This is a genomic window from Lachnotalea glycerini (assembly GCF_003201285.1).
Classification (GTDB): Bacteria; Bacillota; Clostridia; order Lachnospirales; family Lachnospiraceae; genus Lachnotalea; species Lachnotalea glycerini.
On record NZ_QICS01000003.1, the window covers coordinates 195,443 to 221,437 of the forward strand.

Consider the following 25,995-nt stretch of genomic DNA (forward strand, 5'->3'; position numbering starts at 1 on the left):
CCATCTATCTACTTGTTTTTCTATTCACTCTAAGTGTAATTAAAACAGCATATAAATACATAATAAATGTATATCCAATCATTGTCCAAACATATACTAAAATTGAATATCTATAAACATAATATATTATGAGTGCAGTCAATATAATCGGCAATCCAATAATGAGTAATTCTTCAAAAGGATTTTGAATGACGTTTGCATATAGTTCAACTTTAATATCATCATAATCATATTTAGAATATATATATGTTTTGACTGAAATTATTTTTGATATGCAATAGTATTGTAAAGTGCTACATACAATAAGTAATACATTTGTCATCTCAATTCCTGTTATGAGCAAAATAAGTAATCCATAAATCGCCATAAATGATTTACTTAATCTCAAAAGAATTTTCTGAGAATACTTAATTAAATTATGCTTTATATTATACTTCTTCATTAAATAGTAATTCATAGAAATAAAGTCATTATGTAAAAAATTTCTTGTAATTATGTTTAACATCAACGTATTGACTATACTCGGAAAAAAATTAAACACAATGACTATCAAATACACTTTATCTACCTTTGTGACAGTATATAATATCACCCCTAAGACAAATATTGCTATTAATCCAATTTCACATAACCGTACAAAACTCTGCGTCTGATTATATCTTAACTGGCGCATTAAAAGTGTCATAAATATATCTTCCGACACATATTGATCCGTAGCTTCCTCTTCTCTAACAATTATTTGCTTAACATTATAACTATCTTTCTTGAATACTTTCTTAAATGGAACCTTATATACTCTTATAAAAAAAACTGCTATTGTAATAATCGCTATAATTAGCAAAATAATGCAACTAATAAAAGAAAAGATTAAATTAAATTTTCCAAATATGCATTGAGCTAAGTTAATAAATATAATTGCCATTATAAATTTACGAACATAAAACTTCTTCCAATGCATAAATATTATCTTATTAATCAATACTTGATTTTGGGCATACTTTAATAAAAACGCCATTTCACTTCTTATCTCATTTTTCTCTGGCTGTTCCCCAAAATAACAACTGGCTAAAAGATAAATAAAACTTGCCAATAGTGCTAAATTTGCAGGTTTGATTCTTAAAAAAATCAGCATATAAAAACAAACTTCAAACAATATACTCAAATAATCTCCAACTTTATAAATATAATAAAAGATATTTATTATCTTACTCTGATCTTCTTCTACAAAATTATCTAATAATTGTCGAAAAAGAACAGCTATTCGTTGTACTATATGTCTATATTGTTGTTTTTTTAAAAAGCTTTTATATTTCTTCATCTCTGCGCCATCTATCTAAATATAATCCATATCAAGCTTATTATGCCTACAACAACACCTAAAATTGATAATCCCATATAAAATAGAGCACGCTTTCTAAAATCTTTATCCATATACTTCATTCCTTTATCCAAAATAATTTTAATAGGTTGCTATGTTAAAATCTATTTTAATGATATAAGTATTTGAAATCTCAAATATGTAAATTTTGTATAACTTGACTATTTACTACTCCCTATCAAATATCTATATAGAAAAGTATCCTACACATGAATATGCATACTCTAAAATAAAAAAAATTGTCATCTTTATAATTCCTTTTTTATATATAAATATAGTTCGATCAAAAATTTTTCTCCTATCTAAATACAAGAAAAAAGAAACAATCATTACTTTCAATAAAACCCCAAAAGGAAGTAAGTTAAATACTTTTAACATTCCAACACTTTCTATACCAATAATATTAATAAAAAAGACGTTATATAAAATTAAAACAATATTTCCAATCACCAATGGCCTAAAGAATTGACTCATTTTCATTTTAATATTATCTATTTTTTTAGTCAATATACACAATGTAATAACTTCAACAGCTAACAAAGATATTTACCCATAATGTAAATTTTTTAATATAACAGATTTTATTTTCATACGCTTCTTATAATATAGTTTCGTCATTTGTTAGTAGTATTTGCAAATATGAATGCCTCAAAAGCGAATACTGCTGCTGCTTTTTAAATTATTTTATCAAATAAATACTTTTCAATTGTTATTAAATTTATTTTAGCAAAAAAATTGATATCTATCTATGTAAACGGCGTGAGTGGACAGTTTGAAAGCACGAATTAACTATTTTGCAAAACTAATCACTTATAGGGTAGAAAATAGAAATGATTCTTCAACAAAATAACAGTCGTTATCCTTATAAGAAAAATTTATAGTTCTCCAAGCTATCTACTCTTCTTATTACTAAATTCTTCTTTGCATACAGATTGACTCTGGCATGTCTACATATTGTCCATAATTAGGAATTACTTTATATCCTAACTTTTGGTAAACATGGCTCGCTGCCTGAAGCAATTCTCCTGTTTCTAATATACACCATTGATACCCTTTTATCTTTGCTTTTGCTTCCAGACGACGTACAATTTCCGACCCAAGTCCTACTCCCTGGCATGATGGTTCTACAAAAATACGTTTTAATTCTGCATGCTCTTCATCATACATTTTGAAGCTGCCACAACCTACGGGCACGTTATCTTGGTACACAACTATCACATCGTGAATACTATCTCTTTGGTTATACTGTTCATACTGACTTCTCTGAAATTTTACCCCTACTATTTCATCCAATGTCTGATCCAAATTTTTACACAGTAAGGCAAAATCTGCATTTTCACCATCTGTATCGCAATATACCATTTCTGAAAGTTGAATTAACTGTGCCTTTACTTTTTTAGTAAATTTTTTAACCAGTGCGTCATAGGCTTCATCAATCATCTGCCACAGCATTTGCTTGTCGTCAAATACATCCAAATCTATAGTGTTCCAATAAGGCTGCTGAACGGGCGGGCAATGATAACCACGTACCACAGCCTTTGGATAAAGTTGACGGTAGAGTTGTGCTTGTTCTGGCTCACATTTCAATGTTATTTTGTAGAATTCCTTCTGCGGATTTAATTGTGCAAATATTTTTCCCATTACCTTAAAGCATATTGGAAATTCTCCAAAGGGTCTAGCTTCATATGCACCGTGTTTTCCCCTGCAGTATGACTGAATCTCGTTTAAGATTATTTCATTATTCTCCACAAGTACTCCTTATCTCTTATTCAATGCGAATGGAAAGCATGTTATATTCTTATTTACATTTTCTATCTGATATTAGTATTTATTTAAAAAATTTTGTAATTTATCAGCCAGCTTTCCAATATGCAAACCATCCACAAAGGAATGGTGCGCTTGTACCGAAAATGGTACTATTATTTTTCCATCTTTTTCAAAGTATTTTCCCCAGTCAAATAATGGAGTTGCATTATCCTTTTTCCCGGAGATTGTATGTGAAATATGTGTATAAGTTACCCAAGGAAGTGGAGAAAACTGGAACACATCATTTCCTAATGGTCCTGTAAAATATGCTTCCTGCTTTATAGCTGCTTTAGATGCAGCGGTGACATACTCTTCTATAGTATCTTTCATTTCTACATTAACTACCTTAAATAGCTCCGTATCCTTATTAAGACATGTAAATGCTGTATCAATTCGATCATAAAGAACTATTTTATCATCTACGAAACGATAGCGAAACTCTTCAATCTCGTTGGCACAGTACGAAACAGCAAAGATAAGGGCCATAGTAAATGAGTATTTTTGTTCTTTAATTTTTGCCAAGAAGTGTGTAATATCTAATTCAAAGGTAACGCAAAATGATGGCTCCACACTGTTTCTAAAAATGGAACAATGTAATGCCCTTTTCCAGTTTTTCTCGTCAATAACTGTATAATGATTCAACATAATATTCTGCCTCCTATAAAGCTTTTTTGCAAATGGTACCCATCTAGTTACCCCAGCCTGCAAACATGAACCCATGTAATAAAGCCAGTTGCACTTGATACTTCAATAATCTGGCTTTCCTAATGCTCTGATTAATTCAATGCTAATTATACAATTATCTTATTCATATTGCAAATTTATTCGATTGCATAAATATGACAGCTAATCCTAAGGACCAGCTGTCAAAAGTTTTATATATTCTTCAGTTTATTGGAATGATGCAGGATATTGAATTTCTACTTCTGCTTCATCAAATGGCCAAACGGATTTAATTTCTTCATCTTGGAATTGTGCCACTACTAAATTACCTAACATATTTGTCTGCTTATATTGGATTCCGTTAAATTCTCCGTCTGTGAACTGGATTGTATTATATGGAAGAATGATTTCGCTTCCACCTTCAAATGAATTTTCAATTTTAATCGTTTGAAGTTCTGTTTTCAAATTCTCAGAGTTTATTTCTTTTCCAGCATTTGCAAGATTTTGTAATGCTTGCTTAAAAATCCATACTACGGTATATGCTTCTGCTGAATGGCCATTTAAAGCAACATTATATTTCTGCATAAATCTATCATATATGTCTTGGCTCTTCTCTCCTTGCAAATATTCTGTTGCAAAGAGGATACCATTTGCTTGAGCACCTGTAGATTCAAGGTATGAAGTCTCACTATATCCGTTTCCTTTCGCAATCATAATCTGTGGTTTATAACCTTGCTCATTCATCGTCTTTGTAAGTAAGATTGCATCAGATACATAATTATCTACGATTAAAGCATCCGGATTCAATTGTTTTAATTGCAAAACTTCTGATGTTAAATCTGCTGCTCCTTTTGAGTATAAAACATCTCCCAAATATTCCATTCCATTTTTTTCAGCCCAGAACTTTGCCCATGTAGCTGTTTGTTGACCCAGCTCTGTATTATCAGCACAAACTGCCACTGTTTTGATTGTTGCATTACTATGTTTTCCGGCATAATCAACCAGACACTGGAACATGTCACGAATGAACATCATATTGGTAGGTGCCAAACGGAAAAAATATTCATAGCCATGAGAGGTAAGTGAATCCGCTGTTGCATTGGCTGTTATCATCGGAATTTGATAATTTTCGGCTACCTGCGATACTACTTCAGTAACACCACTTTGGTAAGCTCCCATCACTGCAACCACTTTTTCCTGCGTAATCAGACGTTCCATTTCTGTCATACCAGGTGCTCCATCTCCTTGTGTATCACCATAAATAATTTTAATTGGGCGACCATCAATACCACCATTTGCATTAATTTCTTCTACTGCAAAATCAATTCCATACTGCATGTTTTTACCTGAATCTGCCAAATCACCTGTTAATGGATAAAGTGCTCCTATTAAAATAGGATCTCCTGTTGCAGTTGACTCCTGTGTCTTCGCTGTTGTCGAATTATCACTACCCTGAGTCTCCGTAGTAGTTGATGTATCAGTTGTATCACTGCCTTTTGAACTTCCATAGCCACCACATCCCGCCAAAACACCTGTTGTCATCGTTAATGCTAGTACCATTGCCATTACTTTCCTTTTCATACCTTTTCCTCACTTTCATCTTTATAATAAAGTTTTTGACTTAGCACCCCATCTAAAGTCTAAAAACCAAGATACGCTTTTTTTACTTCTGCATTACTTAACAACTCCGAAGCAGTACCTGTAATACGAACAACACCATTCTCCAACACGTAGGCTCTATTCGCAATTCGAAGTGCTTTGCGAACATCCTGCTCCACTAATACAATACTTATGCCTTCTTCTTTTGCAATTTTTTTGGTTATTAAAAAAATATTATCAACAATGTTAGGTGCCAGACCCAAAGATGGCTCATCCATCATAAGAAGTTTTGGAAGTCCCATCATTCCTCTTGAAAATGCAACCATTTGCTGCTCTCCTCCTGAAAGTGTGCCTGCCTGCTGATTTTTTCTTTCCTTTAGGATTGGAAACCATTCAAATATCTTTTCTACTGTCTCTTTCTTTTTTGCTTTTGCTTCCTTACTGCTGGCTCCAATTTCCAAATTCTCATATACGGTCATATTTGGAAAAAGCTGTCTTCCTTCCGGAACGAGAATAACACCCAAATCGATAAATTGACGAGACGTCTTTCCTGCTAATTCCGCTCCATTATAATAAATACTGCCGCTTTTTATGCCTATCAGTCCCGCACAAGTTTTTACAATAGTACTTTTACCTGCACCGTTGCTTCCCACAATTGCTATTATTTCACCTTTATCCACATAAAATTCTGTATCCCAAAGTACCTGAATATCGCCATAACATACATTTATCCTGTCTACCTGAAAATATTTTTGTGTCATATCAACTTTCCTCCTTGCCAAGATAAATCTCAATAACATATGGATCATTCATAACCTCTTGTGGCATTCCTTCTGTAATTTTCTCGCCGTGATGCATCATAACCACTTTTTTGCAAAGACTTGCCACTGCACGCATAACATGCTCAATTAAAAGTATGGTTGTTCCATCTTCGTTTATTTTGCGAATTAACTCCACTGCCTCGTCTGTCTCAGTAGGATTCAGTCCTGCCATAACCTCATCTAAAAGCAATAATTCGGGATCGGTCGCCAAGGCTCTTGCCAGCTCTAAGCGCTTTTTAAAAGGAGTTCCCATGTCTCCTGGTAAACAATATCTCTTATCATACAGTCCGGTGTTTTGTAGGATTTCTTCGGCATATTCTTTTGCCTGCTTTGTTGATTGATATCCTTTTCTTCCATAAAGGGCACCAGAGGCTACATTATCCAGAACTGTCATGTGTTTCAACGGCTTCATAATCTGAAATGTCCTTGCAATGCCCATAGAGGTATAATGATATGGTTTTAAGCCCGTGATATCTTTGCCATTATAAAGAATTTTTCCAGATGATGGAACCAAAACACCGCTAATCATATTAAAAGTAGTTGTTTTACCTGCTCCATTAGAACCGATTAGTCCTGTAATTGCTCCTTTTTCAACAGAAAAGGTAACATCACTCACTGCCTTTAAGCCTTTAAAATTTTTAGATAGTTCTTTAATTTCTAAAATGTTTTCCATTCTCTTGCCTCCTTTCCTCTATTCTTTTTTTCTACCGTCTAATTTATCAAGCCAGTTATTTAACTTTATCTTAAATTTACTATTTTCGTACCATCCCATAATACCTCTAGGCTGAAATAAAATAACCACAATCAAAATAACCGCATATACTAAGAGGTTGGCTCCGGGTGCAATGCTGCTTAATGTAGCATTTAAGTATTCCGATAACGGCGTTAATATAATCGCTCCGATTAAAGGACCTATCGCACTTCCTATTCCACCAATTACTGCCGGAAGCACAAATTTAACAGATTGATCCTGCATCATAATGTCTGGACTGATGAAGCGAATATAGCTTGCATAAAAAACACCGCATACTGCTACGAGGCCACAGCTTATAAATGTTGCAATTACTTTATATTTCCATGGATTTATTCCAATCGCATTGGCGGTATCTTCGTCCTCACGTACAGTCTTTAACGCATAGCCCAATTTTGATTGGTCTATATATTTCACTAGCAAATACATCAGTATCACCATCACAAGTGCCAGATAAAAGTATGGTGCCTTACTCTTAAAACGCATCAAGATCAAACTATTGTCTCCGAATGGTAATAAGAGTCCTTGTCCTTTACCTGCATAGTTCCAATTGGTTAAGAGATTACGAAAGGCTTCCCCAAAAGCTATAGTAACCAGTGAAAAATACGGGCCTCTTAAATGGAAGCAGGGTGATAGGAGTAATGCCGATATGCCTCCAACTACAAAAAACACTACAATAATAGAAACCCATGGTGTAAAATTAGCATTCATTAACAATAATGTAGAGATATAAGCGCCCAGTCCCATAAATGCCGCATGTCCCAATGATATCTGTCCTGTCATTCCCCCCAGAATACTCCATGCCAGAGAAGCACTGGCAGTGTAGAACGTCATAACCAGAATCGACAGTATATAAGGAGTTTTAATGAACATCGGAATCAATGCGACCAGAAATAACATAATCAATAATAAAATTTGCCTTGAACCTATTCTTTTTTTCATCTTTATTACCCCCGTTTTGTCTTTAAGCGCTGCTTCACAACAAGTATACAAATAAAGGTAAGAAATACAATTGTATCTTTAAAAGAAGATCCTACTACAACTGCGCCGATGGTCTCCATTAAACCCAATACGATTCCGCTGACCAAGGCACCGACCACACTTCCCAGACCTCCCATTGTAACAACAATAAAAGAACGTGTACCATAAATCTCACCAACACTTGGAAATACATAATAAAAGGACATTAAACAGGCTCCTGTTATTCCGGCAATTGCTGCTCCAAGACCATATGTAGCTGCATAGATACTTTTTGTTTTAATTCCAGATACTTCTGCACCGATTTTATTTTGTGATGTTGCCCGAATTTGTTTCCCAATGTTAGTATATTTAAGAAGTAAAAACATCAAAGCTGTTACTATAATAAGTAATATAAAGCTGACTAATTTAGGAAGACTAACCGTAATTACTCCAAGTGAGACAATCTTATCGGAAAAAATACTTGATGCTGTTCTGTAGTCTGATTTAAAATAAAGCAGTGCTAAATTTTGAAATAATATTCCCAGACCTACTGTTAAAAATAAAACATTCGTATCGTCATCCTCGTCCTTTAATGACCTTGTAATTAAGGTGAATTGTAGCAATGCCCCAAAAATAAACATAAAGATTGCAACAATAGGAATCGCCAAAAATGGGTCTAATCCAAATTGATCATAAAGGACAAACGAAGTATACATTCCAAGCATTAACAGTTCGCCTTGACAAAAATTAATAATTTTCATTACTCCAAAGATTAATGTAAGGCTTACACCAATCAGTGCGTAAATGCCCCCAACCATCAATCCATTTGCACCCGCCTGCAAAAATGTGCTCATAAAATAACCTCCTCCAAGTAGACTTAGACTTTCTATGTGATTTGTTTATCAGTCTCAGTATCTATATGTAAAGCCGTATCTGCCACCTGCAACTCTATGCCAATTCTGACACTTCTCATAACCCGCTCTGCTGCATCTGACACATAATCTGATGCATGTTCCATTGCAAGGCTTAATTCCATCGGACGGCAAACCGCTGCCTCTATCGTATCAATGCCTTTTTCATAAACCATTGAAATATCAGTTCCAATACTTCCTGCTATAGCAATAACGGGTTTTTTATATTTCTTGGCTCTATTTGCCAAACCATCAATTACCTTACCACAAACTGATTGCGAATCTATTTTTCCTTCTCCTGTAATTACCATATCTGACCATTTTATACGCTTATCAATTTCACTTACATCCATAACTGCTTCAATACCATGCACAATTTCTGCGTTCAAAAATGCCATTAGTCCCATTCCTGCTCCACCCGCTGCACCCGCACCCGGTATCCATGCTAGCTCTTTATGTAAGTTTTTTTGAATCAATATAGATAAATGAAGTAAATTTTCATCTAGTCTCGCTATCTGCTCGAGTGTTGCTCCTTTTTGCGGTCCATAAACATTAGCTGCTCCATTTGGTCCAATCAGCGGATTTGTTACATCACACATGACACATATTTCTGTTTCAAAAATTCTTTTATCAATTCCAGACATATCTATATCGTTTAAATCCTTTAAGGTACCTGCACCAAGTCCTATCTCTTCACCATATCGGTCGAGAAAGCGAACGCCCAATGCTTTTGCAATTCCAACTCCTCCATCATTTGTCGCAGAACCACCAATGCCAAGATAGATTTTTCTACATCCTTGATCTAGCACTGCCTGAATTAACTGACCTGTCCCATAGGACGTTGCATTCATTATGTCTTTTTCTGTTTCCTGCACCAATGTAAGACCCGATGCAGCCGCCATCTCAATCACGGCTGTGTTGTTTTCTAAAATGCCATATTTGGCTTCTACCGTATTCCCATTCGGTCCCATAACTTGTTTAAAATAATATTGTCCCCCTAAAGATGTAATTAATACCTCTACGGTTCCTTCTCCGCCGTCCGCTATCGGTATAAAATCAATCTGCGCATCAGAAAATACTTTTAATATCCCTTCTTTAATACTTGCAGCAACCTGTAATGTACTCAAACTCCCTTTATAAGAATCTGATGCTATTAGTAATTTCATCTCGTCACCTCCTCTCTTCTTGTCTTTTTTTGTATAATATGTATATATATTTGGCTGTAACATATTATCATTGTGTATTTTGTTTAACTTTTGAGTCGATTATAAACAAATTTCAGCTTTTTCACAATGTCTTTTAAAACAAATAAAAGAGAGAATTATCGTTATCTGAAACAATCATTCTTTAAACTCTGCCATGTAAGCCGCTATCATTAACGGAATCGCCTCTGCTAATGTTCTTGGGTCATACCCTGTCAGTGCTTTAATTCTGGTAAGACGGTATTGGAGTGTGTTTTTATGTATAAATAATTCATCGGATGTCTTAGAAATAGAACCGTTATTATTAATATAGCATCTAAGACACTGCAATACATTTTCCACCTGCTCCTGTTCACAATCCTTGAAAATAGTATTAATGTAAGTAAGCCTTTTCTTATATGGAATATTTACAAGCAGCATACGCAAATCTGAATTACTGTAAACTTTAATGGTCTCCCCGGTAAGCTGCTTGACTAGATTACAAGCACTTTCTGCTTCACGATAGGATCTTTGAATCCCCGCCTTATCATCCCCAGTGGTTCCAATCCCGCAATAAAATTTGCAGGAATATAACAGTTCAATTTTATTTTTTGCAGTGTTAATACTTTTGTAAACCTCGTTTGTATTTTGCATTTGATAAAAAATAACAATTTTCATCCCCATGGTCATGACAAGCTGCTGCTGATTTTGTTCTATTTCTTTCCGAAGCATATTTGTGATTTTTTCAAACAAATCCTGTGACTTATTATCATTCACGCCTTTTCTTTCTTTGACTACAAAATCCAGCACTGCAACAATTCGTGACAGATTCATATTGATTCCTAATAGTTCTCTTCCAAATTCCAGCCTTTTTTCATCATCACCAAAAAGCAGCTCAATAGCAAAGCTGCGTTTCATATCCTCTAACGCTTTTTTTTGGTTGCTCTTATACCAATCCAATATCAGAATTTCTGTCATTTTTTTAATAACCGTGCCAAGTAATTGCACCTCCTCTACTTCTCCGGTTATACCTACAACTCCGATTACCTGCTCTTCAATTACTAAGGGAAGGTTGATTCCACTTCTGGTTCCTTGATAATCCTTTTCATCTCGATGGATAATTAATTTCTCCATTTGATGATTCAAAAGCTCCATAGCTCCCCTATGAAACATGCCTATCCTTTCAGGATCCGTGCTTGCTATAATACAACCCGTTTCATCCATAATATTTACATTTTTATGGATTGTTTCCCCTACCTCTTCTGCAATTTTTTGCATTTGCTTTTTGGGTATGAGCACAAATTATTCCTCCAATCCTTTTTCTACTTTTGTTTCTCTTTTGTTACGTAATTTATTTTTATATTATATCACCATCGCGTAACTGTATCAATATGTTTTAAGTCATATTGCTTAATATTTCTTCTTTTTTCATATTTTTTTTATGTTAATTACCTATTTTTGATACATGTAACAACTTTTTGTTTCTATATTTTGTTCTATATCTTATTGACAGTTACGTATTTTAGATTTATTATTAGATATATTTAACGTATACGGTTACTTAAATGAGTAAGGAGAAATATGATATGAACAATGAGGATTATATACTTAATGGTAATGATTATTGGCCTGCTTCTATCCTGGATGGATTAACATCTCATAGGTTTATGGATCAAGACTTTGATTTCTATCCTGATGTTCCAACAAATCTTTATGATGCACTTTGTCATAATGCATTTGTTTTGCCTGATTCTGTCTGTATCGTGGATGATTCTGGAAAAACATATACCTTTATAGAATTTTTGAAGCTGGTTGACAACTTTTCCAACATGCTTTTTTACAATTATCATGTTGGTCCTTCTTCTCATATTGCTTTACTTCTTTATAATGGAATTGAATTTTGCGTTTCTTTTCTCGCTATAATTAAGCTTGGAGGCATTATGATCCCTCTGCCGACCAAATACAAAAAAGAGGAGATTCTTTCCCTGATACGCAAATCAAATCTAACTGGAATTATACTGGACCAGAGCTTTCAGACATGGTTTGAACCTTCCTTTGACAGCTTGCCTTATTTTACAATATGCGTAAATGGTGATTATGAAAATTGCGGACTGCCTCTTTCTGAAGAAAATTATTTCACTACTGCTGTGAGCTGCACGGCTCGTGCAGCAGATACTGCTATTATTATGTTTACTTCTGGAACTACCTCGCGCAGTAAAGGCGTGATGATTACGAATTATAACATCATGCATGCTGTTGCCGTATATCAAAAAATTTTTCACATTACGAGCAATGACACTTCCATAATTCCGGTTCCAATCTATCACGTTACAGGACTTATTGGATTATTTGGATTATTTATCTATACCGGCGGCTGTATTCATTTACACAAATTATTTAATGCAAAACGTGTACTATATGAGATTGAAAAATATCAGATTTCCTTTTTACATGGTTCACCTACCGTATTTTCACTGCTTCTTGAGCTGGCAGATTCATATACATCCTTGCCATCTTTGCGTATTCTTGCATGTGGAAGCAGCAATATGCCAAAACAAAAAATATTGCAATTGCATAACTGGCTTCCCAATGCACAATTTCGTACTGTTTACGGGCTGACCGAAACCTCTTCTCCTGCTTCTATTTTTCCGGATGATGCAGCGTTGAGCAACTTTATTTGTTCTTCTGGGCATCCCATTCCAGGCGTTATGTTCAAAATATGTGATGAAAGCGGTAACAGTCTTCCCCCTCAAAGAATAGGCTCTATTTTCGTAAAGGGAACTGTTGTTTTAGCCGGCTATTATCACCAGGAAACTGAGCTGTTTCAAAACGACTGGCTGGATACCGGGGACTTAGGCTACTTTAACCCAGAAGGGTACCTTTATATTGTGGATCGAAAAAAAGACATGATTAACCGTGGTGGAGAAAAAATCTGCAGCTTTGATGTTGAAAATGCACTATATAACTTAGAAGGAGTCCGTGAGGCGGCCGTAGTAGGCATTTTAGATGCAATTTACGGAGAAGTTCCGGCAGCAATGGTCGTTCCTGAACAAGGATTTCTGATGACAGAGGAATCGATTAAAAAACAGCTTAGCAGTCAATTGGCTAAGTTCCAGATTCCAACCAAAGTTATCGTTGCAAAGGCACTTCCGCTTACCCCTAATTCTAAAATCAACAAAAGAGCAATCAAACGTATAATTACTCAAAATTTGAATAAAAATTCTGTAAAATAGGAGGATAGATTTATGAGAAAACCAGTATTTTTAAGCGGTGAAAAAGCCGCTGCCTTAATTAATGACAACAGCACCATTGCAACCATTGGTATGACTATGGTATCTGCATCAGAAACCATACTTAAGGCAATCGAAAAACGTTTTTTGGATACAGGAAGTCCTAACAATCTTACTTTGGTTCATTCTTGCGGTCAAAGTGATCGTGATAGAGGAATTCAGCATTTTGCGCACGAACACATGTTATCTCGTATTATAGGGGGGCATTGGGGATTACAGCCTAAAATGATGAATTTAATAGCCGAAAACAAGATTTTAGCTTATTGCATTCCTCAGGGACAATTCGCACAGCTATACCGCTCTATGGCAGGCGGAGAACCCGGAAAAATAACAAAGGTTGGTCTTGGAACCTTCATTGATCCCAGAATTGATGGAGGAAGAATGAATGAGATTACGAAAAACGCTCCTGATATCGTAGATATCGTTACGATCGACCAGGAGGAATATATGAGATATCGCCCAATTCCACTTGATTATGTCATAATCCGTGGTACTTATGTAGATGAATTAGGTAATTTGACCACAGACGAAGAAGCAATGCAATTAGAGGTATTTTCTGCTGTCATGGCCTGTAAGAAGTTTGGTGGAAAAGTAATTGCCCAGGCGAAATACAAGGTCATATCCGGAGAACTGCATTGTAAACGTGTTATTGTTCCGGGGGTTTTTATTGATGCTGTCGTGATTTGCCCTAATGCAGAGGAGGATCACCGTCAAACTCACAGTTTTTCTTTTAATCCTGCATATTGTGGTGATATTAAGGTTCCGGTGTCTTCATCTGACAAGCTTGCTTTGACAGTGCGAAAATTGATTGGCCGCCGTGCTCTGATGGAGCTTTCTCCAAATGATATTTTAAATGTCGGAACCGGCATACCAAATGATGTAATAGGACCGATAATTGCAGAAGAAAGCATAGCTGACGATGTTACTGTAACAGTAGAATCAGGCATTTACGGAGGAATTCCAATGGGTGGTGTAGATTTTGGAATAGCCAAAAACAATTTTGCCCTTATCCGACACGATGATCAATTTGATTATTATAATGGTGCCGGTGTTGATGTCACTTACATGGGCGCTGGACAGATTGATTCAGAATGCAATGTAAATGCTACAAGGCTTGGAACACTTCCTACCGGTGCAGGAGGCTTTATTGATATTACCACAAATGCAAAACATGTCGTTTTTTGTTCCACCTTTACCGGTAAAGGCTTATCTTGTTCTTTTTATGATCAAAAATTACATATAGACCAAGAAGGCTCACTTATTAAATTTGTAAATCAAGTAAACCAGATATCATATAATGGAAAAATTGCCCGTTTAAAAAAACAAAAAATGCATTACATTACAGAACGTGCGGTATTTGAATTATGTCTGGATGGACTGATGCTTACAGAAATCGCTCCCGGTATTGATTTAAAGTCACAGGTTCTTGATTTGATGGAATTTAAACCCATCATCAGTCCTAATTTAAAAGAAATGCACCCCAGTCTTTTTCAGGCTGAACATCCATTCGGCCTAAAAGAGATTTTATATAACAAAACTATACAGTAAGTATAGTAAGTCTATTTAATAGTTTGAATCAGGAGGATAAAATAATGAGATTAGAAAACAAGGTTGCAATCGTGACCGGAGCAGGCAGAGGACTTGGAAAAGGCATTGCAAAAAAATTAGCCCAGGAAGGTGCAAAGGTTATTCTGGCAGATATGGAACCTGCAATCGAGGCAATAGCAGAAATCGAAGCAGATGGTGGTACAGTAAGTGCATTTCAGGTGAATGTTGCAAATCAAGAAGAGGTAAAGGCTTTAATCAGTTACGCAATTGATAAATTTGGATCTTTGGATATCATGGTTAACAACGCAGGCATCAACCGAGACAGCATGCTCCACAAAATGTCAATTGAGAACTGGGAATCGGTGATTTCAATTGATCTGACCGGTACCTTTTTCGGCACACAAGAGGCATTGAAATACATGCGTGACAAAAATTATGGAAGAATCATTAATATATCATCAGGCAGTTGGCTTGGGAATATCGGTCAGGCTAATTATGCCGCTGCCAAGGCAGGTGTTATCGGTCTAACCAAGACTGCTGCCAGAGAAAATGCCCGTAAAGGTATCACTTGTAACGCAATATGTCCAGGTTTTATAGAAACAGATATGACACGAAAGTTGAAAGAAATAAATGACGGTGCGGCTTGGGAAAGTATGATGCAGAGAATTCCCATGGGATACGCAGGAACTCCTTCTGATGTCGGAAATTTAGTGGCTTTTCTGGCGTCTGATGAAGCCTCTTATATTACTTCTGAGGTTATTAATGTTGGTGGCGGTATGATTGTATAATCACATCATATAAAAAACAAAATATTTTATTATAATGTTAGATTGGAGGAAAAAATGAACGGATTAAAAGATGTTGTAATTGTAAGTGGTGTACGCTTGCCTGTCGGAGCTTTCGGCGGCAGTTTAAAGGATATTTCCGCTATTGACATGGGGGCAATGGTTGTTTCGGAAGCAGTAAAAAGAGCCGGAATCAAACCGGAAGATGTGGATGAAGTAATTGTTGGACAAGTAGGTCAAATTGCAGAAAATGGTTTTGTCGCACGTGCGATTAGTTTAAAAGCAGGACTTCCGAAAGAATGCACTGCTTATTCTGTAAACCGACAATGTGGATCAGGCTTACAGTCTATCGCTGACGCTGTAATGGAAATTCAGACCGGATTTGCAGATGTGGTAGTAGCAGCCGGTACAGAAAATATTTCCCAGCTTCCTTATTATGTTAAGGATGCACGTTGGGGCGCCCGTATGGGACATAAAAATTTTGAAGATGGTGTCATTGATATTCTTACTTGGCCATTAAATGAGAATCATAACGGTATCACTGCTGAAAATGTAGCAAATACCTATTCTGTATCCAGACAAGATCAAGATGAATTTGCTTTTCAGTCACACAAGCGAGCTTGCTCAGCAATCAAAGAGGGCACCTTTCAAGATGAAATACTACCGGTTGAGTTAAAAGATCGCAAAGGCAATATAACCGTTTTTGATACGGATGAAGGCCCCCGAGAAGGACTTACTGTAGAAAAACTTGCTAAGCTTCGTCCTTGTTTTGTAAAGGATGGAACCGTAACTGCAGGTAATTCTTCCAGTCTAAATGACGGAGCTGCTGCTGTTGTTGTAATGTCTATGGATAAAGCAAAGCAACTTGGCGTTTTTGCCAAATTAAAGATAGAAGGCTATGCTGTTGCGGGCTTCGACGCAGAATTAATGGGTTATGCTCCAAAACTATCCAGCGAAAAACTGGCGCAAATGCTTAATCTTGACTTAAAGGAAATCGATATGTTTGAAATTAATGAAGCTTTCGCCAGTCAGGCCTTTGCCGTATCAAGAGATTTAGAGCTTGATATGAACAAAGTAAATATTTATGGGGGCGGTATCTCAATTGGACATCCAATTGGAGCAACCGGTTGTATTTTGACGGTAAAGGTACTCTATGAATTAATGCATACCAGCAAAAAAGATGCTATGATATCCATGTGTATCGGCGGCGGTCAGGGAATTTCAATGTACTTTACAAAATGTGAATAATTTTAATGCAGAGATGGCACGTTTTAAGTAATTCAATTTGCCATCTCTGTTTACACTTTTTTATTTAACATGTTATAATGAAATAGATACCAAAATTTTGTAAGTGGGGAGATTTCCTATGAAAAATAAAAAATACACAATAGCAGATATTTCTGAAATGCTTGGTGTTTCCAAAGCTACCGTATCCCGATCTATTACCGGCGCTCCTGGGGTAAGCGACGCTCTTCGCGATAAGGTACTTAAGTTAGTGGAAGAAGTTGGTTATCAGCCTAATACCGTTGCCCGGGGACTAAGCACAGGAAAACTAAATATTATAGCACTAATTTTGGGTGATATGCGAAATCCTTTCTATGCTGATTTAGCCTTTGGCATCCAAAAGCTACTAACCGCCCACAACTATATGGTAATGATTTTTAATAGTGAATATGATTCTAAGCGCGAGCTTGAATTTATTCAGTTGACGGAGCAATTCCACTTTGCCGGTTTAATTTTGATTACTGCTCAAAACAAAGAGATATCGGATAAATTAAAACAGTTAAACCTTCCAAAGGTACTGGTAAATAGAATTTTTCCCGACTATGACGGAGACTCTGTCCTTACCGATAATTTTCAGGCCGGCTATGAGGCCGCTCTTCATCTAATCGAATTAGGTCATAAAGAAATCGGATTCATAGCAGGTCACTTATACTCATCAGCTGCCACACACCGATTCGAAGGATATCGGCAGGCTTTACGCAACTACTCTCTCCCATTCTTTGAAGAGTATGTTTTCCACAGTGATTTAAAGATGGAAACAGGATATGAGCTTTCTAAAAGCTTTTTGGCTTTAAAAAAGCGCCCAACAGCTATGCTTTGCATTAATGATATGACTTCACTGGGTTTTATGGACGGTTGTAAAGAGGCAGGAATCCGCTTTCCAGATGATCTTTCGTTAGTCAGTTTTGATAATATTGCACTTGCCTCTTCTTATGATGTACAGTTGACTACCATTAATCAGCATTCTGAAGAAATGAGCTGCGAAGCAGCTCGTTTAATACTGAAACAGCTAAATGACAATGAATCCAGACCGGAACGCATTATTTTAAAACCCTCTTTAATCATAAGAAAAACAACTGGTCCTTATATGGACAAGCTGAATATAAAATAGAAAGAGCAGTAAATTAGATATATTTGAAGTTATCATATCTATTTTACTGCTCTTTTTCTGTATTTACTTTTATTTACCCAAATATCCACCATCAACTGGAATTATTGCTCCAGAGATATAAGAAGCTTCATCGCTGGCCAGAAATACTGCTATTCCCTTTAAATCTTCTGCCTGCCCCCATCTGCCCATTGGAATTCTAGAAGTAATTTCTTCATACTGTGCCGGATTTTTTTCTTTCATATCCGCAGTCATAGCAGTTTGCATATATCCAGGAGCGATCGCATTAACATTGATACCTTTTCCCGCCCATTCATTAGACAACGCTTTTGTCAATTGAGCAACTCCGCCTTTACTGGCAGTATAAGCGCACACATTCGTACTGCCTAAAAAGGCTGTCATAGATGCTATATTAATGATTTTTCCATAATGCTGATTCAGCATAGTTCTTCCGGCCAATTGAGCTATATAAAAAACCGCATTTAAGTTGATTCCGATCACTCGCTCCCACTGTTCTATCGGGAAATCTGCCGCTTCACAACGGTATTGAACTCCGGCTCCATTTACCAATATATCAAGATGACCTCCTAAATATTCCAACGACTTTTCGTATGCTTCCTTGAGCTGTTTGATATCGGATAAATCGGCTGAGACAGCATATACTAATGCTCCACTTTTTCCCAGCTCTTCAGCAGCTGTAGCGACCTCATCTCCTACACTAAGCAGTACAATCTCTGCTCCAGCCTCATGCATTCCTTCCGCAATTTTATAACACAATCCGCTTCCTCCACCTGTTACAATAGCCTTTTTCCCATCAAGTCTAAAATTCATATACAATCCTCCATTTCAGTACGCAACATCTTTCTCTTCCATTAAGGGTTATGTAATCTTTGTTGTTTCTTATATTCTACATTACTGAAATAGCTTATACAATTGTTCTATGTAACATATAATTGTACCCCTTTTTTGTCAAGATGAATTACACTGCCCTCCTACTATCATGACAGATAAAGTAAATTGTCTGATAGCTTTCACCAATCTTTTTTAATAATGAGGTCGCATGACTCAGTCTGTCGTTATCAAGATTAACAAAAGGGTCATCTAAAACTAATATTGGCTTATCGACATCCTTATATACTGCCTCAACTAAGGCCATTCGCATACATATTTGAATCAGATCCTTCATGCCCTTACTAAGCGCACTGCTGTCATGAAGCTGACCTTCCTTTTCAAGCATTACATTTAGTCTGATATCAATATGATATTTATCCGTTTTCTTTGAATCAAGTTCATTGATATACTTTTTAAAGGATGCAGAAATGTCCCCCATATACTTTGCGGCAAGTTCCTCTTTTGCATCGGTCATACAATCTTTTGTAAGCGTTAACAAATCAATCTGTTTTTGAAGACTGTCAATATCTTCTTGGCATTGCAGCATACTTGATTCAATGTCTTCCATTTTGTCTGCCTTTAAGCTTAAAATATCATTATCTTTCTTATAGTTAGTAATCACGTTAATGATATCTTCTTTTTTATCCATATAAGTTAGCTTTTCCTTTTCGAGAGACTCTTGTGTATCTGTGGGTAATTCAACCATTTCAAGATCTGAAACAGTGTGCTTTTTTTCAAAATCCATTTTCATTGCCTGAGCCTTTTCAAGAACTGTTAGCTTTTCCTTATGTTTGATTAATAACTCTCTTATCTTTGATACAGCTCTCTTAACAGAATCAGGATATGTATCATAATAAAATAATAAAATTGGTTTTAAATACGCCTCTTTCTCCCGCGCAATCTCATTTGCTCTTTGATAAGCATTCTCAAGGCGTTCTAACTCTTCATAACGCGTTATTTTTTTCCTTAAATCCTTTAATGCTTCCTCATAATCATTCAATACAGATGTATTATAATACTTACTTAAAAATTTCTCCACTGTTGCCTTTTTTTCATCGGCACTTTCTTTCGTCACACTCACTTTTTGCTCAATTTCATGAAGTAAACTCTTTAATCTAAGGTATTCCGTCCATTCTGACTTTGCTCTGGCTAATGCCGCAAATATATTTTCCGAATTGTCACCTATCTCCTTTAAAAATGCTGTATAAGGAGCTGCTAATTCATCTCTTTTTTTCATAACGTGAGAAAACTTATTTAAATATTGCTCTCTCTCTTTTGCAAGTGCTTTTAAAGTTGAATCGCTTAAGGCGATACTGCTTTTTTTACGAGCAAACGCTATCGCTGCTAAAATAATTCCTGCAATCGCTGCAACTATACCAATAAGCGGAAATCGAAATGCTATAAATAGTCCTGCTACCACTAATAAAATGCCTGCATAGAAAAGAGAAGATACCTTAGTTCCTATATTTTCTTTCTTCTTGTCCGATATTTTCTTATCTACATGCTCCATGTCAGCTTTAATAGAATTTGCTTCTGATTCCAGCTTAATGACCTGATTGTAATCCTCAATATAAGATTCAATCATTAATGAATCCGGATTTAGCTTTCCATACTTTGTATTTAGTGTTTGTAAACTGTTTTGCATTTCACTAGACACAACATAGGTATCTAATTTTGTTCTTTCATTTGACAATGAAGTTAAAATGCTGTTGCATTCATCTAATTCATAAGATTTAGGTACACCTTGTTTAAATTGGTTGGATAGATCCTCTAATTCTTTTTTATTCACCTCTGTTAATTGATAGCTGTTTGCATTGCTTTTCTGATTGATAAATTCATTTGTTTCCTCTTCCAGCCGATTCATTTCTTCCACTGTAAGAATTTTTCCTTTGAAAAATTCTTGCACAGCTTCCAGTTCCTTTTTGGCACTGTCATACTCTTGCATAATGGTATTATAGTGTTTTTTCTTTTCATATAAAGCAAATTTAGCCTGTTCTTTTTCGATTGCAAGTATCCTTTGATTTATTTCTAAAAGCTCTTGTTCCTTTTCACTAATCCATCTTTCGTTGGTTTCCATCTTTGCCAGACTATCCTTACATTCTTTTCGTTCACTCTTTAATAAAACAGCTCTCTCTTGTTTTTCTCCAAGAAGACCGCCATTTCCTCTTTTGGGCTTAATCCGAACAATTAGATTGTCGAGTATTTGAAGAGCCTTTGACGACGCTTCCATATCTGCTTCCTGCTCATCGATGTCACCAAGTTTACTTGATATGATATCGTTTAGCAAATCACTTTCATTCAACGTAATAAAAGCTGTCTTTTCGTATGAGTCACGATCAACTTTCCAAATATCTTCCCCTATATTGCTGCTGAAATCTTCTGATAGTGTATTTCTCGCCAAATCATAAAGCGCAAAGGTATCATCCTTATCTCTTTTTCCAAAAAATCGTTCTAGCTTATATTGCTTGTTCTCCATTTCAAAGATTAAATAGCCGCCAAATCGATTGCCGTTCCAAGGCATATAGCGCTTACGTTCTGTAATTGATTTACCCATTTTATATTCCATACCAAAAAACATTGCTTTCATAAATGCGGCGAGAGTTGTTTTTCCCCATCCGTTTTCTTCTTCAATTACATTCAAGCGCTCATTAAATTCATAATTAAACTTGCTTAACTTTCCAAAATTTTCTATATAGCAGCGTATCAATCTCATTCTTTCACCTCTTTTCCAACCAATGCTCTAATTCCCATCATAATAATCTTACTTTTCTCTTCCTCGGTAGTATTTAAACTCTTGACTTTTCTTATAAATTCACCTTTTAGAGAAATATCATTTTCATATTTTAGATAGTCGATTTTTAATTCCGTTTTATCCACTATTTTAAAGAAATAATAGCGGCTTTTCATTTTCTGCTCGATATAGGAACTGTCAATCTCTGTCTCTTCCAAAATTTCCCCTTCCAACACTACTTTTAATAAATCTTTTTTAGGAATTTCTTGAATTGCATTTTCAACCTTTTCGATTATCTTATCCGAATCAATCATATTGGCTAGATTAACATGTATTTCATGCAAAGTCCTTTTTGTCTGTGATATGAACTTTGAGGTAATCTGATGGTTTTCAATATCCAATACAACAAAGCCCTTTTTCCCACATTCATCAAATCCTCTGCCTTCTAAACAGCCGGAATAACAATAAACTCCTCTATAATCCAGCTTTTCACATTTATATTCATGAATATGGCCCAAAGCCAAATAATCAATATACTTATTCTGTAACGCATTCAGCCAAATCAGCTCCCCCTTATTGTCCGTGCGATACCCAGATATTTGTCCATGCATCACAACAATGTTAATTTCATTCTCATTTAGAATTAATTCTGAATAAATACCGCTGTTATCCTCTTTTCCAAATTCAATACCGGTTATGACTACATTGTCGTAGGTATAACCGGACCATTCCTGGCAAAATAATTTTAGATTATCTGGTCGTTTCGATAAACTTTTGAAAAAATCATCCTTATCATGGTTTCCTTGCAAATATAGGAAATCAATATTGCCCGCATTCCTAATTGCGTTTAAAACACGATTCTTTATTGTTTTTTGCTGATTTTGTGCGGTATCAAATAAATCTCCTGCAATTATAACAATCTTAACTTCATTCTTTATTGCATACTCTACCATATTCTCAAAGGTTGACAGTATTTCATATCTTCTTTCCTTTGCCTGTTCGCTTGTAAGGTTTGTTTCCATTTTTGAATCCAGATGTAAATCCGCACAATGTATAATCCTCATTTTACAGTCCTCCCACTTGCTAATCATTTAATATATTTTATATCTTATGTGTTTCTTTTGCCAATCAGCAGCGTCGGCATTCATTCATCACTACTTTACTCTAACATGGCTTTTAAATTACAATAAGCTTTGTTTTTTATTCATATGTATTATATCATATCAACGTTACTTACTATTACTAAGATTTAAACATAAATAAAAAACCCAACTTGATTCGCATCATTGGAAGCTCGTTGGGTTTTGTATCTATTATTATTACACGATCAGTTATCAATATATTATTACTGCTTCTTTGTCAGATTAAATCTACAAATTATGACAAAGTGCGTTTTAAAAATTCTCTTGTTCTCTCCTGTGTCGGATGATTAAAGATTTGTTCCGGACTTCCTTCCTCAACAATCACTCCTTGATCCATAAACACAACTCGATCAGAAACTTCCTTTGCAAATCCCATCTCATGGGTTACTACAAGCATTGTAAGTCCTTCATCTGCAAGCTTTTTCATGACTTTCAAAACTTCTCCAACCATTTCAGGATCCAGTGCAGATGTCGGTTCATCAAAAAGCATTACATCCGGTTCCATGGAAAGCGCTCTGGCTATGGCAACTCTTTGTTTTTGCCCTCCAGAAAGCTGCTTTGGCTTGGCTTTCAAATATTGTTCCATTCCAACTATTTTAAGAAACTTCATTGCCACATCTTCTGCTTCTTTTGGGGTACGTTTTAAAACCTTCACCTGACCTACAACACAATTATTTAGTACATTGTGATTATTGAACAGATTGAACTGTTGGAAAACCATACCTAGTTTTGTTCTGTATTTAAAGATATCGTGCTTATCATCCAGTATATTTTCGCCCTTGTATATAATCTGTCCACCGGACGGCTTTTCCAAAAGGTTAATACAGCGAAGAAGCGTTGATTTTCCAGAGCCTGAGGAACCGATGATACATACTACTTCTCCCATATTTACTGAAAAATCTATATCCTTTAGTACTTCATGAGTGCCATAAACCTTACTTAAATGCTGTACTTCTATTACTTTTTCCATTTCGTTTCCTCCTATTTGCAACTATACCTGAATTTGATTCATTGAATAATTGGCCGGGCCATCTAAACGCTTTTCAATGTATCTGAGTATTCTTGTAACGGTAAATGTCATAACAAAATAAATGACACATGCAACAAAGAAAGATTCAAAATATCTAAAGTTATTTCCTGCAACTGACTTTGTTTGAAAATAAAGCTCTGTGACCGCAATTACATTTAAAACCGACGTATCCTTTATATTGATAACAAACTCATTTCCAGTCGCAGGCAAAATATTTCTGATTACCTGTGGAAGAACAACATTTCTCATAGTCTGAAAATGATTCATTCCAATAGCCTGCGCCGCTTCAAATTGCCCCTTATCTATAGAAACAATTCCACCACGGATAATTTCAGACATATAAGCTCCCGTATTAATAGAAACAATAAAGATTGCAGCTCCAACCGGATTCATATGTATTCCGAAAGCCAGAGCAGAGCCATAATAGATTACCATAGCCTGTACAATCATTGGTGTTCCTCTGAAAATTTCAACATAGATAGAAAGCATTGCATTGATCACTTTCTGAAGAATTCTTTTCCCTTTCTTAAGAGGAATTGGAATCGTCTTAATAACACCAACCATTAAACCCAGCAAAAATCCAAGAACTGTTCCTACCATAGAAATTAACAAGGTCATTCCCGCACCTCTGATAAACATTGGACCATTATCTTTTATAATACTAACTACCCAAGAAAGACTAGTCTGCTCTGCATCTGAGCCAGGCTGGTTTTTTATCGCTTCATCCATAAGCTGCTGACGCTCTTCTTGTGAAACTCCCGAAAGAATTTCATTAATCTTTCCAGTTAATTCACTTCCCTTTGCCACTCCGACAGAAATCGCCGTATCCTCTTCGTCTGTAACAAATCCATCCTCAAATGTAACCATTACAAAATTTTTATTCTTAGATGAGGCACTGATACCTTCCGGTTTTTCCGATACATAACCATCTATAATCCCTGACTGAAGAGCAACTCGCATCGCAGGAAAATTATCCATAGCCGTTTGTTTTAAAACACCATCAATCTGATCGATTACACTATAGTGAAAGGTATTCAATTGTGCAGTGATCTTAGCTCCAGAAAAGTCTTGTATGGATTTTGCATTTTCATACTTTCCGCCTTTTAGCACTACCATGATCAAATCTGATTTATAGTAAATATCTGTAAAATCTATCGTTTCTTTTCTTTCTTTCGTGGGGGACATACCTGCTATAATTGCATCTATTTTTCCTGATTGAAGTGCCGGAACAAGTCCATCCCATTCGGTTTTTACGATTATCAGCTCTTTTCCCAATTGTTTTGCAATTATCTTAGCTATTTCAACATCATAGCCACCTGCATATTCTTCATTTCCATCAATTTTTACCCCACCATTTGAATCATCACTTTGTGTCCAGTTAAATGGAGGATACCCTGCTTCCATCCCTACTCGAAATACATTATCATTTTGTTCACTTTCGCCTTCATTGATTGTTTGTGCAGAAGCTTCGCCTTCGGCAGCTGTCACAGTATAGGCAGAATTCATCAATATGCCTATCAGCAAAGGTAATACTGCCAATGCTGCAATGATCTGTGTTCTTAATCTCTTTTTCAAAGTCTTTTCTCCTTTAGTTCAATTTTTAGTATAGCTACCCCATTGAAACGAAATCTAGTATTAAGTCTAAAATATAGATCGAATATTGTCAACCTATTAATCTGCATTAATATACATTTTTTATTTACCAATTATTGGCATATAAATGTAGATTTTTACTATAAGTCTCGCTATTACACTCTATACGTCGATATGTATAATCTTAATAATACTTTGGTGAATGTCATTTTTATACTTTTTACTGCAACTTAATGAAAGATGTTGAATCTGTAACGAGCCATGTACTGATATAATCCTGCATGAAGTTCTCATTCATAACATATCCAAAATTTTTATATTCAATATTATTTTTTTAATTCTTTAAAGTAATATATAATAGCAAACAAAAAAGCAATACATACAATTGCCAACATGGCATCTCCTGATAATTTATCCAAAAGTTTTGTGTATTCAAAAATCTTTGTTATCACTATGCCTGCTGCAAAGTAAACGAAAAGACTTACGATTTTTTTTACTCTTTTCATTCTATTCTCCCTGTGAA

The 25,995-nt window shown here is 35.5% G+C and carries 21 protein-coding genes; 5 read left to right on the forward strand and 16 right to left on the reverse strand.

The window, feature by feature from the left end:
* Positions 1–4: 4 nt before the first annotated feature.
* The 10 genes from C8E03_RS08345 to C8E03_RS08400 all read right to left on the reverse strand — a co-directional run bounded on the left by C8E03_RS08345 (position 5) and on the right by C8E03_RS08400 (position 11,369).
* Entirely contained in the window at positions 5–1,318 is a 1,314-nt protein-coding gene (locus C8E03_RS08345) for a hypothetical protein (protein WP_094377109.1), read from the reverse strand.
* 969 nt (positions 1,319–2,287) lie between these two features.
* The gene (locus C8E03_RS22415; RefSeq protein WP_242993452.1) at positions 2,288–3,127 is read right to left on the reverse strand and encodes a GNAT family N-acetyltransferase; all 840 of its coding nucleotides are present in this window, start codon (positions 3,125–3,127) and stop codon (positions 2,288–2,290) included.
* 72 nt (positions 3,128–3,199) lie between these two features.
* Positions 3,200–3,829 (reverse strand): CatA-like O-acetyltransferase, encoded by a 630-nt coding sequence (locus C8E03_RS08365; protein ID WP_181899350.1) that lies wholly within the window; start codon positions 3,827–3,829, stop codon positions 3,200–3,202.
* A gap of 246 nt (positions 3,830–4,075) precedes the next feature.
* Positions 4,076–5,428, reverse strand: a complete 1,353-nt coding sequence (locus C8E03_RS08370; RefSeq protein WP_110290785.1) for an ABC transporter substrate-binding protein — start codon at positions 5,426–5,428, stop codon at positions 4,076–4,078.
* Positions 5,429–5,487: 59 nt separating this feature from the next.
* Positions 5,488–6,207 (reverse strand): ABC transporter ATP-binding protein, encoded by a 720-nt coding sequence (locus C8E03_RS08375; protein ID WP_094377112.1) that lies wholly within the window; start codon positions 6,205–6,207, stop codon positions 5,488–5,490.
* Position 6,208: 1 nt separating this feature from the next.
* Positions 6,209–6,940, reverse strand: a complete 732-nt coding sequence (locus tag C8E03_RS08380; protein ID WP_094377113.1) for an ABC transporter ATP-binding protein — start codon at positions 6,938–6,940, stop codon at positions 6,209–6,211.
* Between the two features lie 18 nt (positions 6,941–6,958).
* The gene (locus tag C8E03_RS08385) at positions 6,959–7,960 is read right to left on the reverse strand and encodes a branched-chain amino acid ABC transporter permease (RefSeq protein ID WP_094377114.1); all 1,002 of its coding nucleotides are present in this window, start codon (positions 7,958–7,960) and stop codon (positions 6,959–6,961) included.
* 5 nt (positions 7,961–7,965) lie between these two features.
* The gene (locus C8E03_RS08390; RefSeq protein WP_094377115.1) at positions 7,966–8,832 is read right to left on the reverse strand and encodes a branched-chain amino acid ABC transporter permease; all 867 of its coding nucleotides are present in this window, start codon (positions 8,830–8,832) and stop codon (positions 7,966–7,968) included.
* Between the two features lie 32 nt (positions 8,833–8,864).
* Positions 8,865–10,055: a glycerate kinase family protein gene (locus tag C8E03_RS08395; protein WP_094377116.1), complete on the reverse strand. Its 1,191-nt coding sequence runs from the start codon at positions 10,053–10,055 to the stop codon at positions 8,865–8,867.
* 174 nt (positions 10,056–10,229) lie between these two features.
* On the reverse strand, positions 10,230–11,369 hold the full coding sequence (locus tag C8E03_RS08400; protein ID WP_094377117.1) for a CdaR family transcriptional regulator: 1,140 nt from the start codon (positions 11,367–11,369) through the stop codon (positions 10,230–10,232).
* Between the two features lie 287 nt (positions 11,370–11,656).
* Here C8E03_RS08400 and C8E03_RS08405 point away from each other — a divergent pair, with 287 nt between their 5' ends.
* The 5 genes from C8E03_RS08405 (at position 11,657) to C8E03_RS08425 (ending at position 18,088) form a co-directional block, all read left to right on the forward strand.
* On the forward strand, positions 11,657–13,303 hold the full coding sequence (locus C8E03_RS08405; RefSeq protein WP_170122943.1) for a class I adenylate-forming enzyme family protein: 1,647 nt from the start codon (positions 11,657–11,659) through the stop codon (positions 13,301–13,303).
* A 12-nt stretch (positions 13,304–13,315) separates the two neighbouring features.
* Positions 13,316–14,908, forward strand: coding sequence for an acyl CoA:acetate/3-ketoacid CoA transferase (locus C8E03_RS08410; protein ID WP_110290786.1), 1,593 nt, complete (start codon positions 13,316–13,318; stop codon positions 14,906–14,908).
* A gap of 44 nt (positions 14,909–14,952) precedes the next feature.
* Positions 14,953–15,696 (forward strand): 3-oxoacyl-ACP reductase FabG, encoded by a 744-nt coding sequence (gene fabG, locus C8E03_RS08415; RefSeq protein WP_094377120.1) that lies wholly within the window; start codon positions 14,953–14,955, stop codon positions 15,694–15,696.
* A 54-nt stretch (positions 15,697–15,750) separates the two neighbouring features.
* Positions 15,751–16,941, forward strand: coding sequence for a thiolase family protein (locus C8E03_RS08420; protein ID WP_094377121.1), 1,191 nt, complete (start codon positions 15,751–15,753; stop codon positions 16,939–16,941).
* Positions 16,942–17,059: 118 nt separating this feature from the next.
* Positions 17,060–18,088, forward strand: a complete 1,029-nt coding sequence (locus C8E03_RS08425) for a LacI family DNA-binding transcriptional regulator (RefSeq protein ID WP_110290787.1) — start codon at positions 17,060–17,062, stop codon at positions 18,086–18,088.
* Positions 18,089–18,157: 69 nt separating this feature from the next.
* On the opposite strand, the gene C8E03_RS08430 is transcribed toward C8E03_RS08425, so the two are convergent.
* The 6 genes from C8E03_RS08430 to C8E03_RS08455 form a co-directional block, all read right to left on the reverse strand.
* Positions 18,158–18,916 (reverse strand): SDR family oxidoreductase, encoded by a 759-nt coding sequence (locus C8E03_RS08430; RefSeq protein ID WP_110290788.1) that lies wholly within the window; start codon positions 18,914–18,916, stop codon positions 18,158–18,160.
* Between the two features lie 148 nt (positions 18,917–19,064).
* On the reverse strand, positions 19,065–21,689 hold the full coding sequence (locus C8E03_RS08435) for an ATP-binding protein (RefSeq protein ID WP_110290789.1): 2,625 nt from the start codon (positions 21,687–21,689) through the stop codon (positions 19,065–19,067).
* Positions 21,686–22,771: a metallophosphoesterase family protein gene (locus tag C8E03_RS08440; RefSeq protein ID WP_170122944.1), complete on the reverse strand. Its 1,086-nt coding sequence runs from the start codon at positions 22,769–22,771 to the stop codon at positions 21,686–21,688. Before C8E03_RS08440 ends, C8E03_RS08435 begins: the two co-directional genes overlap by 4 nt.
* A gap of 313 nt (positions 22,772–23,084) precedes the next feature.
* Positions 23,085–23,819, reverse strand: coding sequence for an amino acid ABC transporter ATP-binding protein (locus tag C8E03_RS08445; protein WP_094377126.1), 735 nt, complete (start codon positions 23,817–23,819; stop codon positions 23,085–23,087).
* Positions 23,820–23,840: 21 nt separating this feature from the next.
* Positions 23,841–25,454, reverse strand: a complete 1,614-nt coding sequence (locus tag C8E03_RS22690) for an ABC transporter permease subunit (protein ID WP_330410739.1) — start codon at positions 25,452–25,454, stop codon at positions 23,841–23,843.
* A 344-nt stretch (positions 25,455–25,798) separates the two neighbouring features.
* Complete coding sequence (locus tag C8E03_RS08455; RefSeq protein ID WP_094377127.1) at positions 25,799–25,978, reverse strand: hypothetical protein; 180 nt, start codon at positions 25,976–25,978, stop codon at positions 25,799–25,801.
* Between the last annotated feature and the right edge of the window lie 17 nt (positions 25,979–25,995).

Excerpts from the sequence above, each read along its gene's own strand:
- C8E03_RS08420 (WP_094377121.1), top strand. The coding sequence starts at position 15,751 with ATGAACGGATTAAAAGATGTTGTAATTGTAAGTGGTGTACGCTTGCCT.
- C8E03_RS08430 (WP_110290788.1), bottom strand. The coding sequence starts at position 18,916 with ATGAATTTTAGACTTGATGGGAAAAAGGCTATTGTAACAGGTGGAGGA.
- C8E03_RS08390 (WP_094377115.1), bottom strand. The coding sequence starts at position 8,832 with ATGAGCACATTTTTGCAGGCGGGTGCAAATGGATTGATGGTTGGGGGC.
- C8E03_RS08375 (WP_094377112.1), bottom strand. The coding sequence starts at position 6,207 with ATGACACAAAAATATTTTCAGGTAGACAGGATAAATGTATGTTATGGC.
- C8E03_RS08365 (WP_181899350.1), bottom strand. The coding sequence starts at position 3,829 with ATGTTGAATCATTATACAGTTATTGACGAGAAAAACTGGAAAAGGGCA.
- C8E03_RS08370 (WP_110290785.1), bottom strand. The coding sequence starts at position 5,428 with ATGAAAAGGAAAGTAATGGCAATGGTACTAGCATTAACGATGACAACA.
- C8E03_RS08425 (WP_110290787.1), top strand. The coding sequence starts at position 17,060 with ATGAAAAATAAAAAATACACAATAGCAGATATTTCTGAAATGCTTGGT.
- C8E03_RS08385 (WP_094377114.1), bottom strand. The coding sequence starts at position 7,960 with ATGAAAAAAAGAATAGGTTCAAGGCAAATTTTATTATTGATTATGTTA.
- C8E03_RS08445 (WP_094377126.1), bottom strand. The coding sequence starts at position 23,819 with ATGGAAAAAGTAATAGAAGTACAGCATTTAAGTAAGGTTTATGGCACT.
- C8E03_RS08410 (WP_110290786.1), top strand. The coding sequence starts at position 13,316 with ATGAGAAAACCAGTATTTTTAAGCGGTGAAAAAGCCGCTGCCTTAATT.
- C8E03_RS08435 (WP_110290789.1), bottom strand. The coding sequence starts at position 21,689 with ATGAGATTGATACGCTGCTATATAGAAAATTTTGGAAAGTTAAGCAAG.
- C8E03_RS08380 (WP_094377113.1), bottom strand. The coding sequence starts at position 6,940 with ATGGAAAACATTTTAGAAATTAAAGAACTATCTAAAAATTTTAAAGGC.
- C8E03_RS08405 (WP_170122943.1), top strand. The coding sequence starts at position 11,657 with ATGAACAATGAGGATTATATACTTAATGGTAATGATTATTGGCCTGCT.
- C8E03_RS08455 (WP_094377127.1), bottom strand. The coding sequence starts at position 25,978 with ATGAAAAGAGTAAAAAAAATCGTAAGTCTTTTCGTTTACTTTGCAGCA.
- C8E03_RS08440 (WP_170122944.1), bottom strand. The coding sequence starts at position 22,771 with ATGAGGATTATACATTGTGCGGATTTACATCTGGATTCAAAAATGGAA.
- fabG (WP_094377120.1), top strand. The coding sequence starts at position 14,953 with ATGAGATTAGAAAACAAGGTTGCAATCGTGACCGGAGCAGGCAGAGGA.
- C8E03_RS08395 (WP_094377116.1), bottom strand. The coding sequence starts at position 10,055 with ATGAAATTACTAATAGCATCAGATTCTTATAAAGGGAGTTTGAGTACA.
- C8E03_RS08345 (WP_094377109.1), bottom strand. The coding sequence starts at position 1,318 with ATGAAGAAATATAAAAGCTTTTTAAAAAAACAACAATATAGACATATA.